The 17,065-nt window shown below is 39.3% G+C and carries 14 protein-coding genes and 1 other annotated feature (1 of these 15 only partly in view); all 14 genes read left to right on the forward strand.

Annotated features, from left to right (window positions below; translation table 11 throughout):
• Nucleotides 1-99: a binding site (T-box leader), on the forward strand; it begins 118 nt to the left of the window's first position.
• Between the two features lie 61 nt (nt 100-160).
• Nucleotides 161-2,923: an isoleucine--tRNA ligase gene (ileS, locus tag MF646_RS04575; protein ID WP_250095305.1), complete on the forward strand. Its 2,763-nt coding sequence runs from the start codon at nt 161-163 to the stop codon at nt 2,921-2,923.
• Between the two features lie 142 nt (nt 2,924-3,065).
• Nucleotides 3,066-3,716 (forward strand): TraR/DksA C4-type zinc finger protein, encoded by a 651-nt coding sequence (locus MF646_RS04580; protein WP_250095306.1) that lies wholly within the window; start codon nt 3,066-3,068, stop codon nt 3,714-3,716.
• A gap of 71 nt (nt 3,717-3,787) precedes the next feature.
• The gene (lspA, locus tag MF646_RS04585) at nt 3,788-4,252 is read left to right on the forward strand and encodes a signal peptidase II (RefSeq protein WP_250095307.1); all 465 of its coding nucleotides are present in this window, start codon (nt 3,788-3,790) and stop codon (nt 4,250-4,252) included.
• The gene (locus MF646_RS04590; RefSeq protein ID WP_250095308.1) at nt 4,252-5,166 is read left to right on the forward strand and encodes an RluA family pseudouridine synthase; all 915 of its coding nucleotides are present in this window, start codon (nt 4,252-4,254) and stop codon (nt 5,164-5,166) included. Before lspA ends, MF646_RS04590 begins: the two co-directional genes overlap by 1 nt.
• 203 nt (nt 5,167-5,369) lie before the next feature.
• Nucleotides 5,370-5,921, forward strand: coding sequence for a bifunctional pyr operon transcriptional regulator/uracil phosphoribosyltransferase PyrR (gene pyrR, locus MF646_RS04595; RefSeq protein ID WP_250095309.1), 552 nt, complete (start codon nt 5,370-5,372; stop codon nt 5,919-5,921).
• A 119-nt stretch (nt 5,922-6,040) separates the two neighbouring features.
• Nucleotides 6,041-7,336, forward strand: coding sequence for a solute carrier family 23 protein (locus MF646_RS04600; RefSeq protein WP_250095310.1), 1,296 nt, complete (start codon nt 6,041-6,043; stop codon nt 7,334-7,336).
• A gap of 165 nt (nt 7,337-7,501) precedes the next feature.
• Nucleotides 7,502-8,407, forward strand: coding sequence for an aspartate carbamoyltransferase catalytic subunit (locus MF646_RS04605; RefSeq protein ID WP_250095335.1), 906 nt, complete (start codon nt 7,502-7,504; stop codon nt 8,405-8,407).
• A gap of 12 nt (nt 8,408-8,419) precedes the next feature.
• The gene (locus tag MF646_RS04610) at nt 8,420-9,700 is read left to right on the forward strand and encodes a dihydroorotase (RefSeq protein WP_250095311.1); all 1,281 of its coding nucleotides are present in this window, start codon (nt 8,420-8,422) and stop codon (nt 9,698-9,700) included.
• A complete protein-coding gene (locus tag MF646_RS04615; RefSeq protein ID WP_250095312.1) occupies nt 9,697-10,785 on the forward strand; it encodes a carbamoyl phosphate synthase small subunit in 1,089 nt (362 codons plus the stop codon). The genes MF646_RS04610 and MF646_RS04615 overlap by 4 nt, the downstream gene beginning before the upstream one ends.
• A gap of 18 nt (nt 10,786-10,803) precedes the next feature.
• Nucleotides 10,804-13,995: a carbamoyl-phosphate synthase large subunit gene (gene carB / locus MF646_RS04620; RefSeq protein WP_250095313.1), complete on the forward strand. Its 3,192-nt coding sequence runs from the start codon at nt 10,804-10,806 to the stop codon at nt 13,993-13,995.
• Between the two features lie 16 nt (nt 13,996-14,011).
• Entirely contained in the window at nt 14,012-14,791 is a 780-nt protein-coding gene (locus tag MF646_RS04625; RefSeq protein WP_250095314.1) for a dihydroorotate dehydrogenase electron transfer subunit, read from the forward strand.
• Nucleotides 14,788-15,717 (forward strand): dihydroorotate dehydrogenase, encoded by a 930-nt coding sequence (locus MF646_RS04630; protein ID WP_250095315.1) that lies wholly within the window; start codon nt 14,788-14,790, stop codon nt 15,715-15,717. The genes MF646_RS04625 and MF646_RS04630 overlap by 4 nt, the downstream gene beginning before the upstream one ends.
• Nucleotides 15,699-16,406 (forward strand): orotidine-5'-phosphate decarboxylase, encoded by a 708-nt coding sequence (pyrF, locus tag MF646_RS04635; protein WP_250095316.1) that lies wholly within the window; start codon nt 15,699-15,701, stop codon nt 16,404-16,406. Before MF646_RS04630 ends, pyrF begins: the two co-directional genes overlap by 19 nt.
• Before the next feature lie 3 nt (nt 16,407-16,409).
• A complete protein-coding gene (gene pyrE, locus MF646_RS04640; protein ID WP_250095317.1) occupies nt 16,410-17,042 on the forward strand; it encodes an orotate phosphoribosyltransferase in 633 nt (210 codons plus the stop codon).
• The last annotated feature ends 23 nt before the right edge of the window (nt 17,043-17,065 follow it).

A 17,065-nucleotide genomic window follows, 5' to 3' on the forward strand; every position in this document is an offset into this window, starting at 1 on the left:
AAAAGTAGGATGCAACGAGTGATTCCCGTTACGAATATAAGAGTGGAAAGTTATACTTTCTAACAGGGTGGTACCACGGGTTAACTTCTCGTCCCTTTTGGGATGAGGAGTTTTTTGTATTGTCTAACAATTTCATAGTTTGAATTTAGGAGGAAAGTCAATGGATTACAAAGATACGCTATTGATGCCAAAAACAGAATTTCCGATGCGAGGAAATTTGCCAAATCGGGAACCGGAAAGACAAGAAAAATGGGATGAAATGGATATTTATAAAAAGGTCCAAGAAAGAACTGAAGGTCGTCCATTATTTGTATTGCATGATGGCCCACCATATGCAAATGGTGACATCCATATGGGACATGCGTTAAATAAAATTTTAAAAGATATCATTGTTCGTTATAAATCAATGAGTGGTTACCATGCTCCATATGTTCCTGGTTGGGATACTCATGGATTACCGATTGAAACAGCACTTACAAAGAGCGGAAAAGTAAACCGTAAGTCAATGAGTGTTGCTGAATTCCGTAAACTCTGTGAAGAATATGCAAGGAAACAAATTGATCGTCAACGTGAACAATTTATTCGTTTAGGTGTTCGTGGGGATTGGTGGAATCCATATGTAACACTCGACAAAGCATATGAGGCTCAACAAATTAAAGTATTTGGAGAAATGGCTAAGAAAGGTCATATTTATAAAGGGAAAAAGCCTGTATATTGGTCTCCATCTTCTGAGTCTGCATTAGCAGAAGCAGAAATTGAGTATCAAGATAAACGTTCTCCTTCTATTTATGTAGCATTTAAAGTAAAAGAAGGAAATGGTGTACTAACTGGAGATGAGTCTATTATCATCTGGACAACAACACCATGGACAATTCCAGCAAACCTAGGTATTTCAGTTCATCCAGAGCTTGACTATAATGTCGTGGCGGTTGGTGAAAAGAAATATGTTGTTGCTGCTGGTCTTCTTGAATCGCTTCAAAAAGAGTTTGAATGGGAAAATGTTGAAGTAGTAAAGACATTAAAAGGTTCGGAACTTGAATATGTGAAAGCAGAGCACCCGATTTATGACCGCGATTCATTAGTAATGTGTGGAGAGCATGTAACACTAGATGCAGGAACAGGTTGTGTTCATACAGCACCAGGTCACGGGGAAGAGGATTTCATTGTTGGACAAAAGTACGGATTAGATGTCTTATGCCCTGTCGATGATAAAGGAAATATGACAGAAGAAGCCCCTGGTTTTGAAGGACTCTTTTATGATGCGGCAAATAAACCTATTACAGAAAAGCTTGATGAGTTAGGTGCGTTATTAAAGTTAACGTTTATTACTCATTCATATGCCCATGACTGGCGCACAAAGAAACCAGTCATTTATCGTGCGACTGCTCAGTGGTTTGCATCTATTGAAAATTTCCGAAATGATTTATTAAAAGCCATTGAAGAAGTTGAGTGGATGCCAAAATGGGGAGAAACTCGATTATTTAACATGGTCCGTGACCGTGGCGATTGGTGTATTTCTCGTCAACGTGCTTGGGGGGTTCCAATTCCAGTATTTTATGGAGAAAACGGAGAGCCAATTATTACAGATGAAACAATTAATCATGTATCGAACTTGTTCCGTGAACATGGATCTAATATTTGGTTTGAGTGGGACACAGATCAATTACTACCTGAAGGATTCACATCTGAACATAGTCCTAATGGCACATTCACACGTGAGATGGATATTATGGATGTTTGGTTTGACTCAGGTTCTTCTCATCAAGCTGTATTGGAAGAGCGTGACGAACTAGAGCGTCCTGCTGACCTATATCTTGAAGGTTCTGACCAATATCGTGGTTGGTTTAACTCTTCTCTTTCTACAAGTGTTGCAATCACAGGAAAAGCACCATACAAAGGTGTTTTAAGTCATGGTTTTGCACTTGATGGAGAAGGGCGAAAGATGAGTAAATCCATTGGGAATGTCGTTATTCCGAATGATGTTATGAAGCAATTAGGAGCGGATATTTTAAGGTTGTGGGTAGCATCAGTTGATTACCAAGCCGATGTTCGTGTCTCAGATAAGATCTTAAAGCAGGTGTCTGAATCTTACCGCAAAATTCGTAATACGTTCCGCTTTTTGTTAGGTAATTTACATGATTTTGACCCAGCTACTAACTATGTAAAAGACTTAAAAGACGTTGACCTATTTATGCTTGTTAAACTAAATGAAGTTATCGAAAAGGTTGAGCAAGCGTATGATCAATATCAATTCTCAACCGTATATCACACAATTCATAATTTCTGTACAATTGAATTAAGTTCATTCTATATGGATTTAGCTAAAGATACTCTATATATCGAGCACGCTGATCACCCATCACGTAGAGCTATTCAAACGGTTATGTATGAAGTGCTTATCAGTTTAACGAAGCTTGTATCACCAATCTTAAGTCATACGGCAGATGAAGTGTGGGAGCACATTCCGGCAGTAAGTGAAGAGAGTGTTCAGCTTACTGATATGCCAGCTGTGACATCATTTGGTGATGTTGAAGCGTTAAAGGCAAAGTGGAATCATTTCATGTCTGTGCGAGATGACGTGTTAAAAGCACTGGAACAGGCAAGAAACGAAAAGAAAATCGGAAAATCGTTAACAGCAGCGATTACTTTATATACAAGTGGAGAAGTAAGAGCGTTATTAAAAGATATTTCCCAGCTTGAAAAATTATTTATTGTTTCTGGTGTTTCATTAGCAGGAGAAGTAAATGAGGCACCTACTGATGCAGTTGTATTTGAACAATTAGCGATTGTCGTCGAGCAAGCAAAAGGCGACACGTGTGAACGTTGTTGGGTTGTTTCAGAAACAGTTGGAAATGACCAAGAGCATTCGGGACTTTGTTCTTCATGTGCTGAAACAGTGAAAAAGTATTATGTGAAAAATTAATCTAAAAGAGGTTGTCTCACGAGGCTTTGAGACAGCCTCTTCTTTGTCTTTGACAAATGTTGTGTTGGCTATATCTCCATCTGTTGGTCACAATAATAATGAGCGCCCACACGAAGCGCGATTTGTTATGGGGGAGATGAAAATGGCAGATTATACAAAAATAAAACAGCAATTAGTTCAAAGAAAAGCTCAAGTAGAGAAACGAATTAAGGAGCATTTTCAAGAAGAGCAATCAAGAACTTTATCGTTTTCAACTGGAGAGTTGTCACAATACGATAATCATCCAGCTGACACAGCTACAGACTTATACGAGAGAGAAAAGGATTTTGCACTGTTAGAGCAGCTTGAGAGAGAGCATGAAGAAATTGAGCATGCACTCTCAAAATTTAATACGGGTACATTTGGAATTTGTGAGGTAACTGGTAAAGTAATCCCTTATGAACGACTTGAAGCTAATCCAGCTGCTAGAGCGGTCGTCGAAGCAGTCGATAATCGGATCACTGATGACAGGCCACCTGAAGAAGATGTTTTAGATGGTTTTGAAAAATATAATTTTGATCAAGATGATCATGAGACGGAATTTGACGCAGAGGATTCTTATCAATCAGTTGCGCAGTTTAATGAAAATTCTATGACGTTTGAAGATTCTTCGCTTGATGAAAATGGTGAACTTATCGGATACGTTGAAGAGATTGAGGGGTTTTTATCAACAGGGATTGACGGTTACACAGGCGATGAAGATGTTGTCTTCCAGCGTAATGTCCACTATGATCAATACTTGAACGGAAAGTAGGGGGTCATCCCCCTCTTTTTGTGCTATAATGCTTATCGTATGGAAAGACGTGGACAGAACGGGGGATTATGTTGAAGTATTATCTTATTGCACTTGTTGTTTTGATATTCGATCAAATAACAAAATGGATTGTTGATAGACAAATGGCCATTGGGGAAAGAATAACGATTATTGAACAAGTTCTATATTTTACATCTCATCGAAATAAAGGGGCAGCTTTTGGAATCCTTCAAGGGCAAATGTGGTTTTTTTATATAATTACAACTATTGTAATTATTGGAATCATTTATTATATGCAAAAAGAAGCTAAAAACAGTCGTTTATTTGGACTCTCGTTAGCCCTAGTCCTTGGGGGAGCAGTAGGGAATTTTATTGATCGGCTTTTCCGTGGAGAAGTAGTGGATTTTATTGATACATATATTTTTGGTTATAATTTTGCCATTTTTAATGTGGCTGATGCCGCTTTATGTATTGGAGTGGGGCTTTTATTTGTAAAAATGATAATAGATGAACGTCAGAAAAAGGAGAGTAACTAATGGAACAATATACTTGGACAGTGACAGAGGAGCAAGCGACTGAACGCTTAGATAAATTTTTAACAATGATGGATAACGCTTGGTCCAGAACACAAGTCCAGATTTGGATAAAAGATGAACATATAAAAGTGAATAATGAGAAAGTAAAAAGCAATTATAAGGTAAGTGAAGGTGATGTGATAACGCTTTTCATACCGGAAGCAGAAGAACTTCAAGTTGAAGCAGAAAATATTCCTCTTGATGTTGTATATGAAGATGCCGACGTCATCGTTATAAATAAGCCAAGAGGAATGGTTGTGCATCCAGCTCCTGGTCATTACTCTGGTACGTTAGTAAATGCTTTAATGCATCATTGTCAAGATTTATCTGGAATTAATGGTGTAATAAGACCTGGAATTGTTCACCGTATTGATAAGGACACTTCTGGTTTAATTATGGTAGCGAAAAATGACAAAGCTCATGAATCGCTTGTTGAACAATTAAAAGCAAAAACAACTCGCCGACTGTATAAAGCAATCGTTCATGGTATCATTCCACACCAACATGGAACGGTAGATGCACCGATTGGTCGCGACAAAAAAGATCGTCAAAGTATGACGGTTACAGAGGAAAACAGCCGTGATGCCGTTACTCATTTTACTGTACTTGAAACATTTGATAAGTACACATATGTTCAATGTGAATTAGAAACAGGAAGAACACATCAAATTCGCGTGCATATGAAGTATATCGGTTATCCATTAGCTGGTGATCCTAAATATGGTCCTAAGAAGAAACCACTTGATATTGACGGCCAAGCACTTCATGCTGCTGTTCTTGGATTTGACCATCCTTCAACAGGAAAAGAAATGGTTTTTGAAGCGCCACTACCAGAAGATATGGAAAAACTATTACAACAACTCCGCAGCAAGTAAAAGTTGTTGACATCTATATAATTCTAAGGCATAATTATAAAAGAATTTAATAGTCCTTTAACTTAGTCCCGTGAGGCTGAGAAGGAAACGGAAATGTAGAAACAGGTATACTACCTCTGTATCTACACTTATGTACAATCCTCTCATGTCAAAATACGGCATGAGAGTTTTTTCGTTTCTAAGGCAATTATGGAGGTGAGCATATGTCAAGAGTGATCTTAGATGATCAAGCAATAAGGAGAGCAACGACTCGTATTGCACATGAAATAATTGAGCACAATAAAGGTATTGAAAATTGTATCCTTGTTGGTATTAAAACACGTGGAATCTATCTAGCAAAGCGATTAGCAGAACGGATTGAAACAATCGAAGGTGAGAAAATTCCAGTAGGAGAAATTGACATTACTTTATACCGAGACGATTTAACAGTGAAAACTCGTACGGAAGAACCGATTCTTCAAGGGACAGACATTCCTGTTGATATTAGCAACCGAAAAGTTATCTTAGTTGATGATGTACTGTATACAGGAAGAACCGTTCGTGCAGCACTTGATGCATTAATTGATATCGGCAGACCAGAGCAAATTCAATTAGCTGTACTAATTGATCGTGGACACCGTGAATTACCAATACGACCTGATTATGTAGGGAAAAACGTCCCCACATCCAAGAGTGAGAAAATCGTTGCTAACTTAAGTGAGGTAGACTCATCGGATGAAGTGACGATCGAACAAAACAATAAATTACCTCTTTAAATTAGTCCTGTGAGGCTATTAAGAGGGTCAGACCAATTCACCAATTGCGTGAATGGGATTTTGAACCTCTTTGTATAAAAACAAAGAGGTTTTTGTCTAAGTTTTAGGGGGAATCTTTTATGGCATCAAACACAAAAGAAGTCGGCATCCGAGAAGTGCCAAGAATTGATAAGTGGATTGTATTAAGTTTACAGCATTTGTTTGCAATGTTTGGAGCAACGATTCTAGTTCCATATTTAGTAGGATTAAGCCCTGCAGTTGCCCTACTTTCAAGTGGATTAGGAACGTTAGCATATCTCCTTGTGACTCGGGGGCAAGTTCCAGCCTACTTAGGCTCATCATTTGCTTTCATCGCGCCCATCATTGCAGCATCAACATTAAATGGACCTGAGGGAGCCATGGTCGGTAGTTTCTTAGCTGGTCTTGTTTACGGATTAATTGCACTAGTTATTAAAGCTTATGGTGTCAATTCCATTATGCGTTTTCTGCCACCAATTGTCGTGGGTCCAGTGATTATGGTTATTGGGTTAGGTTTAGCTGGGGTAGCAATAGATATGGCGATGAATGAACCAGTTTCAGGTGAATACTCAACTACACATTTTATCGTTGCTCTTATTACTTTAACTATTACCGTATTAGCATCAATGTTTTTTAAAGGCTTTTTTAGTCTAGTTCCTATTATGTTTGGGATTATTGGAGGGTATTTATCAGCATTATTCTTTGGACTCGTAGACTTTCAGCCTGTACGTGATGCAAGTTGGTTTGCAGCACCAGATGTATTGGTTCCTTTTGTAACGTATATTCCAGCATTTTCCTGGGAAATCGCCTTTATTATGGTTCCTATTGCAGTTGTAACAATTGCTGAACATATCGGTGACCAAATGGTTTTAAGTAAAGTAGTTGGCAAAGACTTTATTAAGAAACCAGGTTTACATCGCTCGATTTTAGGGGACGGGGTAGCAACAGTCATTGCTTCGTTCTTGGGCGGTCCACCAAATACAACCTATGGAGAAAATATTGGTGTTCTTGCAATCACTCGCGTTTTTAGTGTGTTTGTTATTGCGGGAGCAGCTGTGTTAGCAGTAGCCTTCTCGTTTGTAGGGAAATTTGCCGCACTTATTTCTACTATACCAACAGCAGTCATGGGTGGTGTTTCCATTCTCTTATTTGGGGTTATCGCTTCATCAGGACTGCGAATGTTAATTGATAATGAAATCAACATTGGATTAAAACGTAACTTGATTATTTCTTCAGTCATCTTAGTAATTGGAATTGGCGGAGCATTCATTCAAGTGAGAGATAATATAGAGATTGCAGGAATGGCACTAGCTACAATCATTGGAATTATTTTACACATCGTATTACCAGAGAAAGAAGTTAGTTACGGTAAGAAAGCTATGTTTGAATCAGAATAAGAATAGTTCCCTTTAATCGAGGTACAGAGAGACTTCAAAGGGGGTTGGTTGAATGAGTTGGTCTACCATCTCAGCTTCCGTATACCCTTTGAGCCCTCTCGAAGGGTATTTTTTATAACTGTGTAACACATACATACTTAAGAGGAGGCGGATATTATGGTGACAATGACAGATCAACAAGCGATTAGAGGAGAACTACTTACTTTAGAAACGATGTCAACAGTCGAAATTGCCAATATTCTTGATGAGGCAGCACAGTTTGCAAAAGGAAAAGAGTGGCGCTCTAATAAAGAATTATTTATCGCAAATCTTTTCTTTGAGCCAAGTACAAGAACTCGTTATAGCTTCGAAGTCGCTGAAAAATCATTAGGTCTTCATGTGTTGTCTTTCTCAGAAGAAAGTTCAAGTGTCCAAAAGGGAGAGTCGTTACTAGATACGGTGAAAACTTTTGAAGCAATCGGAGCGAATGCTCTAGTCATTCGACATCCTGAAAACGACTATTACCAGCATATTCGTGAACAGATCTCGATTCCAATCATCAATGGGGGAGATGGAAGTGGCCATCACCCAACGCAATCCTTACTTGACTTATTAACGATCCAACAAGAATTTTCCACATTCTCTGGACTAAATATTATTATAGCTGGAGACTTACGTCATAGCCGAGTAGCGCGGTCGAATGCGGATGTTTTAACTAGATTAGGCGCAACTGTCAAAATAGCTGGACCTAAAGAATGGATGGCAGGGTACGAACAATCTTATCAATATGTAAACCTAGACGATGAATTACCAAAAGCTGATGTTGTTATGCTTCTTCGAATTCAGCACGAGCGTCATGATGGAAAGATGGAATTTACGAAAGAGAGCTATCACAAGCAGTTTGGCTTAACGGTTGATAGAGAGAAGAATATGAAGGAAAGTGCGATTATTTTACACCCTGCACCAGTAAATCGTGGTGTTGAACTTGCAAGTGAACTTGTTGAATGTAAGAAATCAAGAATATTTAAACAAATGAAAAATGGTGTTGCAGTAAGAAAGGCTGTTGTTAAGCGGGCACTTAACCAATTTTAAGGGGGAAATAACATGACAATTAAACTTGAAGGTGGCATGATTTTAGCTGAGAATGGAACGTTAGAAGTAAAGGATGTATACATGGTAGACGGACGTATTCAGTTTACAAAACCATCAACTGAGGACGTAACGGTAATCAATGTAGAAGGGAAATTAGTTGCTCCAGGACTTGTCGATGTTCATGTTCACTTACGTGAGCCAGGTGGAGAGAAGAAAGAGACGATTGAAACTGGAACGAAATCAGCAGCTGCTGGTGGTTTTACTACAATTGCAGCTATGCCAAACACAAGACCAGTTCCGGATACGAAAGAACAAATGGAATGGCTGCAAGAACGAATTCAATCTACAGGGCATGTTCGTGTTTTGCCTTATGCTTCAATTACGACAAGACAATTAGGAATAGAATTAACAGATTTCGAAGCATTAAAAGAAGCTGGTGCATTTGCTTTTACTGATGACGGTGTGGGTGTCCAATCTGCAGACATGATGCTTCAAGCGATGAAAAAAGCGGCAGAAATGAATATGGCTATTGTTGCACATTGTGAAGAAAATACATTGATTCATGGTGGATGTGTTCATGAAGGGAAGTTTTCAGCTGAACATAACGTACCGGGTATTCCATCTGTATGCGAATCGGTCCATATTGCTCGTGATGTGTTATTAGCTGAAGCTGCTAATTGTCACTATCACGTATGTCATGTTAGTACAAAAGAGTCTGTTCGAGTGATTAGAGATGCAAAAAAAGCTGGAATCAACGTCACTGCTGAAGTATCACCACACCACATTTTACTTTGTGAAGATGATATTCCTGGTTTAGATACAAACTTTAAGATGAATCCGCCATTACGAGCAAAAGAAGATCAACAAGCTCTTTGGGAAGGACTTTTGGATGGGACGATTGACTTTATTGCTACAGACCATGCACCTCATACAGAGGAAGAGAAAGCAGCAGGCATGGAACGATCTCCATTTGGAATTGTTGGGTTAGAAACGGCTTTCCCACTGCTATACACACACATTGTAAAAACGGAAAGAGCAACATTAAAACAGCTGGTGGATTGGTTAACTGTAAAACCAGCAAGTACATTTAATTTGGAGTCAGGGCTACTAAAAGAAGGTGTAGTTGCTGATGTTACAGTTATCGACCTTGAGGAAGAACGAACAATTGATAAAGAAGCATTTTTATCAAAAGGAAAAAATACACCGTTTCATGGCTGGGCTTGTGTTGGCTGGCCGGAATATACTTTTGTTGATGGAAAGCTTGTATTTGAGAAAGGAAAGGTGACAGTATGAAGCGTCAACTGATTTTAGAAGATGGGAATATTTTCGTTGGAGAAGGATTTGGATCAGATAAAGTAATGAGCGGTGAAGTTGTTTTTAATACAGGAATGACAGGGTATCAAGAAATTTTATCTGACCCATCTTATTGTGGCCAAATTGTCACGATGACGTATCCATTGATAGGAAACTACGGAATTAATCGTGATGATTTTGAATCAGTGACACCAGCTATAAATGGATTCATTGTAAAGGAGTATGAGCCAGAGCCAAGTCACTGGCGTGAAGAAGAATCATTAGATACGTTGCTTCGTGCAAAGGATATTCCAGCCCTTGCAGGAATTGATACTCGTAAGCTGACTCGTCTTATAAGAGAGCATGGTACTTTACGTGGACGTATTTGCTCATTAGATGTTGATGTAAATGAAGTTATTGAAGAGTTAAAGCAAACGACTTTCGTTCGAAATCAGGTTGAACAGGTTTCTACGAAATCTCCATATCATGCACCAGGCAGAGGAAACAAAGTGGTTCTTGTTGATTTTGGAATGAAGCATGGTATTTTACGAGAGTTAATAGCAAGACAATGTGACGTTGTTGTTGTTCCTTATAATACAAGTGCAGAGGAAATTCTACGATTACGTCCAGATGGAATCATGTTAAGTAACGGACCTGGAGATCCCGTTGATGTTCCTCAAGCAATCGAAATGATTAAAGAAATCCTTGGCCAAGTGCCGATCTTTGGAATCTGTCTTGGACACCAACTTCTTTCTCTTGCTTGTGGTGCAACGACTAGTAAATTACGCTTTGGACACCGTGGGTCAAACACACCAGTACGTGAACTTTCAACTGGAAAAATTGATATTACAGCACAAAACCACGGCTATACAGTCGATCTTGAGTCATTAGAAGGAACAGGTCTTGAACTAACTCACGTCGCTGTAAATGATGGAACAGTAGAAGGAGTTAGACATCTTGAACATGCAGCATTTAGCGTACAGTATCACCCAGAGGCATCACCAGGTCCACATGATGCGAATGACTTATTTAATCAATTCGTATCGATGATGGAAGCTGAAAAGAAAACAACTGTACTTGTCTAATTGAGGGGAGAAGAAAACATGGGTAGACGTAACGATATAAATAAGATTTTAGTAATAGGTTCTGGTCCAATTGTGATTGGACAAGCTGCTGAGTTTGATTATGCTGGCACACAAGCATGTCAAGCATTGAAAGAAGAAGGATACGAAGTCATCTTAATTAATTCCAATCCTGCAACAATTATGACAGATACAACAATGGCTGACCGTGTCTATATCGAGCCAATTACATTGGAATTTGTCAGTCGTATTATTCGTAAAGAACGTCCTGATGGAATTGTAGCAACTCTTGGCGGGCAAACGGGGCTTAATATGGCAATGGAACTTGATGAGTCCGGAATATTAAAGACATACAATATCGAACTTTTAGGTACTGATTTAGATGCAATTAAGAGAGCTGAGGACCGTGATTTATTTAGATCATTAATGAATGAATTACATGAGCCAGTCCCAGAGAGTGATATTGTCCATACATTAGAAGAAGCATATAAGTTTGTGGAACAAGTAGGCTACCCAATTATCGTTCGTCCTGCATACACATTAGGTGGAACTGGTGGAGGAATTGTTCATAATGAAGAACAATTACGTGAGATCGTTACTAGTGGACTAAAATATAGTCCTGTAACACAATGTTTAATTGAGAAAAGCATTGCTGGTTTTAAAGAAGTTGAGTATGAAGTGATGCGCGATGCAAAAGATCAAGCGATCGTTGTATGTAACATGGAAAACATTGACCCAGTAGGCGTTCATACAGGTGATTCCATCGTTGTAGCACCAAGTCAAACGTTAACTGACCGAGATTATCAGCGTTTACGTAATTCATCGTTAAAGATCATCCGTGCTTTAGGTATTGAAGGTGGATGTAACGTTCAATTTGCACACGATCCTTATAGCGATCAGTATTACATTATTGAAGTAAACCCACGTGTAAGTCGTTCATCAGCACTTGCATCAAAAGCAACTGGTTATCCAATTGCTAAAATGGCAGCAAAGATTGCTGTTGGGTATAGCTTGGATGAATTGATGAATCCAATTACAGGTAAAACATATGCAAGCTTTGAACCTGCACTTGATTATGTAGTTTCTAAAATTCCACGTTGGCCATTTGATAAATTTGATGCTGCCAATCGTGAATTAGGAACGCAAATGAAGGCAACGGGTGAAGTTATGGCAATCGGTCGTAACTTGGAAGAGTCACTACTTAAGGCTGTCCGTTCATTGGAAGCAGGATATGATCATATTTATGATACAAAAATTGCAAATACAGATACGGATGTATTAGTGAAACGTTTAGACAAAACAGATGATGAGCGACTTTTTGTTTTAGCTGAGTTGCTTAGAAGAGGTCATTCTATTCAGTCACTATGCGAGCTAACGAAGATTGATCGGTTCTTTATGCAAAAACTTGCGAGAATTGTTGCACTTGAAATCAAATTAACGGAGTCTCCGGACGATGTTGAGTTGTTGCAGCAAGCAAAAGAGCGTGGTTTTTCTGATATCGCCATTGCAAGACTTTGGAATAAGGACGAGCGTGATGTTTACACTCTACGCATGGAGCAAAACATTCGCCCTGTTTATAAAATGGTTGATACGTGTGCGGCTGAGTTTGAATCAGAAACACCGTATTTTTACGGCACTTATGAAGATGAAAATGAGGCACTTCAAACAGATAAGAAGAGCATTCTTGTTTTAGGGTCAGGTCCAATTCGTATTGGACAAGGGATTGAGTTTGATTATGCGACTGTTCATACGGTTTGGGCTATTAAAGAAGCAGGATATGAAGCGATTATTATTAACAATAATCCAGAGACAGTTTCAACTGACTTCAGTACATCAGATAAGCTTTACTTTGAGCCTTTAACAGTTGAAGATGTTATGCATGTGTTTGAGCAAGAGCAACCTGAGGGAGTCATTGTGCAATTTGGTGGACAAACAGCGATCAATCTAGCGGCAGAGTTAGAAGCTAGAGGAGTTCCGATTATTGGTACATCATTAGAAAGCATGGACCGTGCAGAAGATCGTGATAAATTTGAGCAAACTCTTTTATCGTTAGATATTCCACAGCCGCTTGGGCGCACGGCAACGTCAGTTGAAGGTGCTGTAGCGATTGCAAATGAAATTGGTTATCCTGTACTTGTTCGTCCTTCTTACGTACTTGGTGGACGTGCAATGGAAATTGTTTATAAAGAAGAAGAGCTTCTTAACTATATGAAAACAGCAGTAAGTGTGAATCCGAAACATCCGGTTCTTGTTGACCGTTATTTAACAGGTAAAGAACTCGAAGTTGATGCGATTTCTGACGGGGAGAATGTCTTTATCCCTGGAATTATGGAACATATTGAGCGTGCAGGTGTTCACTCTGGTGACTCGATTGCTGTGTATCCACCACAAACAGTGCCAGAGGATTTAAAGCAGAAGCTTATTGATCGTACGATTGCGATTGCAAGAGGATTAAACATTGTTGGTCTTTTAAATATCCAATTTGTTTGGCATAAGGATGAGGTTTACGTCCTAGAAGTAAATCCACGTTCAAGTCGTACGGTACCGTTTTTAAGTAAAATTACAGGGGTACCTATGGCAAATCTTGCAACAAAAGTTATGCTTGGCAAGAAACTTCCTGAATTAGGGTACGAAACTGGGTATCAAACTGAGGCAAAAGAAGTTTCCGTTAAAGTTCCAGTATTCTCATTTGCGAAACTTCGTCGCGTAGACATTACATTAGGGCCAGAGATGAAATCAACAGGCGAAGTAATGGGACGAGACACAACGCTTGAAAAAGCTCTCTATAAAGGTTTGATCGCATCAGGAATGAGTATTCCAACGCACGGATCAGTACTCTTTACGGTTGCTGATAAGGATAAAGAAGAAGCGTTAAGCTTAGTGGAACGCTTCCATCAAATTGGGTTTGATATTTTAGCAACTGCAGGTACAGCAAGGTTTATTCAAGAGGCGAACATCCCTGTTACAGTTGTAAATAAAATTGCAGAAGAAAAACCGAACCTTTTAGATGTCATCCGTGAAGGCCAAGCTCAATTTGTTATCAATACATTAACAAGAGGGAAACAGCCAGCGCGTGATGGCTTCCGAATTCGTCGCGAAGCGGTTGAAAATGGTGTTGTCTGCTTAACGTCAATTGATACAGGTGAGGCTCTCTTAAGAGTACTTGAGTCTATTACGTTTTCTTCTGAAAGTATGCCACAAATGCAAATGTAGAAAGTTGGAGGGACCCATGATTAAAAAAGAAAATTTAACGATTAAAAGTCAGAAAGAGATCGCTTCAAACATTATGGAATTAATATGTTCTGGAAGCTTAGCTAAACAAATGACAGAACCTGGACAATTTTTACACTTGCGAGTTGACACGAGTGACGATTTACTGTTGAGACGTCCGATTAGTATTTGTGACGTAGATGTTGATAACGAAACAGTCACAATGCTTTACCGTGCGGAGGGAAAAGGAACGAAGAGATTATCCCTTAAGCAAGAAGGTGAAAAAATTGATGTGCTAGGCCCTCTCGGAAATGGCTTTCCATTAGATGCGACCGAACAAGGAGAAACTGCTCTCCTTGTCGGTGGCGGAATCGGGGTTCCTCCACTTTATTATTTGTCAAAGCAATTAAAAAAACGAGGAGTCAATGTGATTCACGTATTAGGTTTTCAAAGCGCAGAAAATGTTTTCTATGAAGAAGAGTTTTCTAAGCTTGGTGAAACGTATGTTGTCACAGCAGACGGAACATATGGCTCAACTGGTTATGTAACTGATGTGATTAAAGAGAAAGACCTATCGTTTGATACGATGTATTCATGCGGACCAACACCAATGCTTGCGGCACTTTCAAGCATCTATAGTGATAAGCGCTTGTATATTTCGCTTGAGGAGCGGATGGGCTGCGGTGTTGGAGCATGCTTTGCATGTGTTTGTCATGTAGTCGGCGATGAATCTGGAACGAGTTACCGTAAAGTCTGTACAGATGGTCCAGTCTTTCCGGTTGGGGAGGTTGTACTATGAACAGATTAAAAGTAGAATTACCAGGACTTTCAATGAAAAACCCGATTATGCCTGCATCAGGCTGCTTCGGCTTTGGGAAAGAGTATGCTAATTATTATGATCTTGACCTTTTAGGAGCTATTGCGATAAAGGCAACGACGGATAAGCCACGCTTTGGGAATCCAACGCCTAGAGTTGCGGAAACATCAGCAGGTATGCTTAATGCAATTGGTTTACAAAATCCAGGCTTAGATGGTGTGTTATCAAACGAATTACCTTGGTTAAATCAATATGATGTACCGATTGTGGCTAATGTTGCTGGGACTGAAATTGCTGATTATGTTGAAACAACAGCAAAGCTTTCGAAAGCAGAAAATGTTCATGCGATAGAACTGAATATTTCCTGTCCGAATGTGAAGCAAGGTGGGATTGCTTTTGGAACAATTCCAGAAGTGGCTGCGGAATTAACAAGAGAAGTAAAAAATGTTTCAGATGTTCCTGTGTATGTGAAATTATCTCCTAATGTTGCAGATATTGTTGAAATAGCTAAAGCTGTTGAAAAAGCTGGTGCCGATGGACTTTCAATGATAAATACGCTTCTTGGCATGCGAATTGACTTAGTAAGAAGAAAGCCTATTTTAGCTAATGGGTATGGCGGCTTATCGGGTCCAGCTATTAAGCCAGTAGCGATCCGTATGATTCATCAAGTAAGCCAAGTTGTCGAAATTCCTATTATTGGAATGGGTGGAATTTATACAGCAGAAGATGTTGTTGAGTTTATGTTAGCTGGTGCTAGTGCGGTAGCTGTAGGAACTGCAAATTTCACTGATCCATATGTTTGTCCTACAATCATTGAAGAGCTTCCAGCACTTCTTGATGAGTTAGAAGTTGACCATGTGCAAGATTTAATCGGAGGGAGTTGGAAAAAATGCAACGTCCACTCATAATTGCCTTAGATTTAGATGATGCAAAAAAGCGTAAATCACTCCTAGATCAATTTAATGGGGAATCTCTCTATGTGAAGGTAGGGATGGAGCTATTTTATCGAGAAGGAAGACAAGTGATTCATGAATTGAAAGAAAGTGGTCATCAAATTTTTCTTGACTTAAAATTGCATGATATCCCAAATACGGTTCATAGAACAATGAAAGAGCTTGCTAGTTTAGAAATTGACATCGTTAATGTCCATGCCGCAGGCGGAAAAAAAATGATGAGTGCAGCTCGTGAAGGTTTGGAGCAAGGGACCAAAGCGGGTTCGAAGCGTCCTATCTTAATCGCAGTTACTCAATTAACAAGTACTGATGAAGAAACGATGCAAAGTGAATTGCTCATTCAACAACCACTTAACGAAGTAGTTAGAACGTACGCTTCGTTTGCGAAAGAAAGTGGAGTGGACGGGGTTGTCTGTTCTGCAAAGGAAGTTCCTCTTATTCATGGTGCTTGTGGCTCTAATTTTTATACAGTATGTCCGGGAATTCGTCGAGCGGAGGATGCAGTTGGGGATCAAAAACGTGTCGTCACACCAGAAGAAGCAAGAAAGCTAGGAAGTTGGGGAATTGTAGTTGGAAGAAGCATCACGAGTGCTAAAGATCCTTTTAACGCTTATCATCAAATGAAAAAAGACTGGGAGGGCTAAAATATGAAAGAGCAAATTGCCAAACATTTATTAGATATTGGTGCTGTTCACCTGCGCCCAAATGATCCTTTCACTTGGACATCAGGAATGAAGTCACCTATTTATTGTGACAACCGTTTAACACTTTCTTATCCATCTGTCCGTAAAGATATTATTTCTGGATTCGCAAATCTTCTCGAAGGAATTGAAGTGGATGTGATCGCTGGGACAGCAACAGCAGGAATTCCACATGCAGCTTTATTAGCTGATAAATTAGGTTTACCGATGATTTATGTTAGAGGAAGTGCTAAAGGGCACGGTAAGCAAAATCAAATTGAAGGTAAAATTGAAAAAGGTCAGAAAGTCGTCCTTGTTGAAGATTTAATCTCAACAGGAGGTAGTGTGATTCAGGCAGCAGAGGCACTACGTGAATCTGGAGCGGAAGTAGTTGCGATTGTAGCTATCTTTACATATGAATTCCAAAAAGCATATGATGCATTAAAAGAGGCTAATCTCCCTACTCATGTGTTAACATCTTATTCAACATTACTTACAGTAGCAAAGGAACAAGGCACAATTACTGCAGATCAAGAACAACGTTTAAACGAATGGCGCAGAGATCCAACTTCACAAAACTGGATGACAGAACAAGTATAAGAAGGAACTGAAAAAGGGCGAAC

Source organism: Halalkalibacter alkaliphilus, from assembly GCF_023555415.1.
Classification (GTDB): domain Bacteria; phylum Bacillota; class Bacilli; order Bacillales; family Bacillaceae_D; genus Halalkalibacter; species Halalkalibacter alkaliphilus.

What these genes read in the sequence shown, in the direction of transcription:
- ileS (WP_250095305.1), top strand. Translation starts at nt 161, where the DNA reads ATGGATTACAAAGATACGCTATTGATGCCAAAAACAGAATTTCCGATG.
- MF646_RS04580 (WP_250095306.1), top strand. Translation starts at nt 3,066, where the DNA reads ATGGCAGATTATACAAAAATAAAACAGCAATTAGTTCAAAGAAAAGCT.
- MF646_RS04590 (WP_250095308.1), top strand. Translation starts at nt 4,252, where the DNA reads ATGGAACAATATACTTGGACAGTGACAGAGGAGCAAGCGACTGAACGC.
- pyrR (WP_250095309.1), top strand. Translation starts at nt 5,370, where the DNA reads ATGTCAAGAGTGATCTTAGATGATCAAGCAATAAGGAGAGCAACGACT.
- MF646_RS04600 (WP_250095310.1), top strand. Translation starts at nt 6,041, where the DNA reads ATGGCATCAAACACAAAAGAAGTCGGCATCCGAGAAGTGCCAAGAATT.
- MF646_RS04605 (WP_250095335.1), top strand. Translation starts at nt 7,502, where the DNA reads ATGACAGATCAACAAGCGATTAGAGGAGAACTACTTACTTTAGAAACG.
- MF646_RS04610 (WP_250095311.1), top strand. Translation starts at nt 8,420, where the DNA reads ATGACAATTAAACTTGAAGGTGGCATGATTTTAGCTGAGAATGGAACG.
- MF646_RS04615 (WP_250095312.1), top strand. Translation starts at nt 9,697, where the DNA reads ATGAAGCGTCAACTGATTTTAGAAGATGGGAATATTTTCGTTGGAGAA.
- carB (WP_250095313.1), top strand. Translation starts at nt 10,804, where the DNA reads ATGGGTAGACGTAACGATATAAATAAGATTTTAGTAATAGGTTCTGGT.
- MF646_RS04625 (WP_250095314.1), top strand. Translation starts at nt 14,012, where the DNA reads ATGATTAAAAAAGAAAATTTAACGATTAAAAGTCAGAAAGAGATCGCT.
- MF646_RS04630 (WP_250095315.1), top strand. Translation starts at nt 14,788, where the DNA reads ATGAACAGATTAAAAGTAGAATTACCAGGACTTTCAATGAAAAACCCG.
- pyrF (WP_250095316.1), top strand. Translation starts at nt 15,699, where the DNA reads ATGCAACGTCCACTCATAATTGCCTTAGATTTAGATGATGCAAAAAAG.
- pyrE (WP_250095317.1), top strand. Translation starts at nt 16,410, where the DNA reads ATGAAAGAGCAAATTGCCAAACATTTATTAGATATTGGTGCTGTTCAC.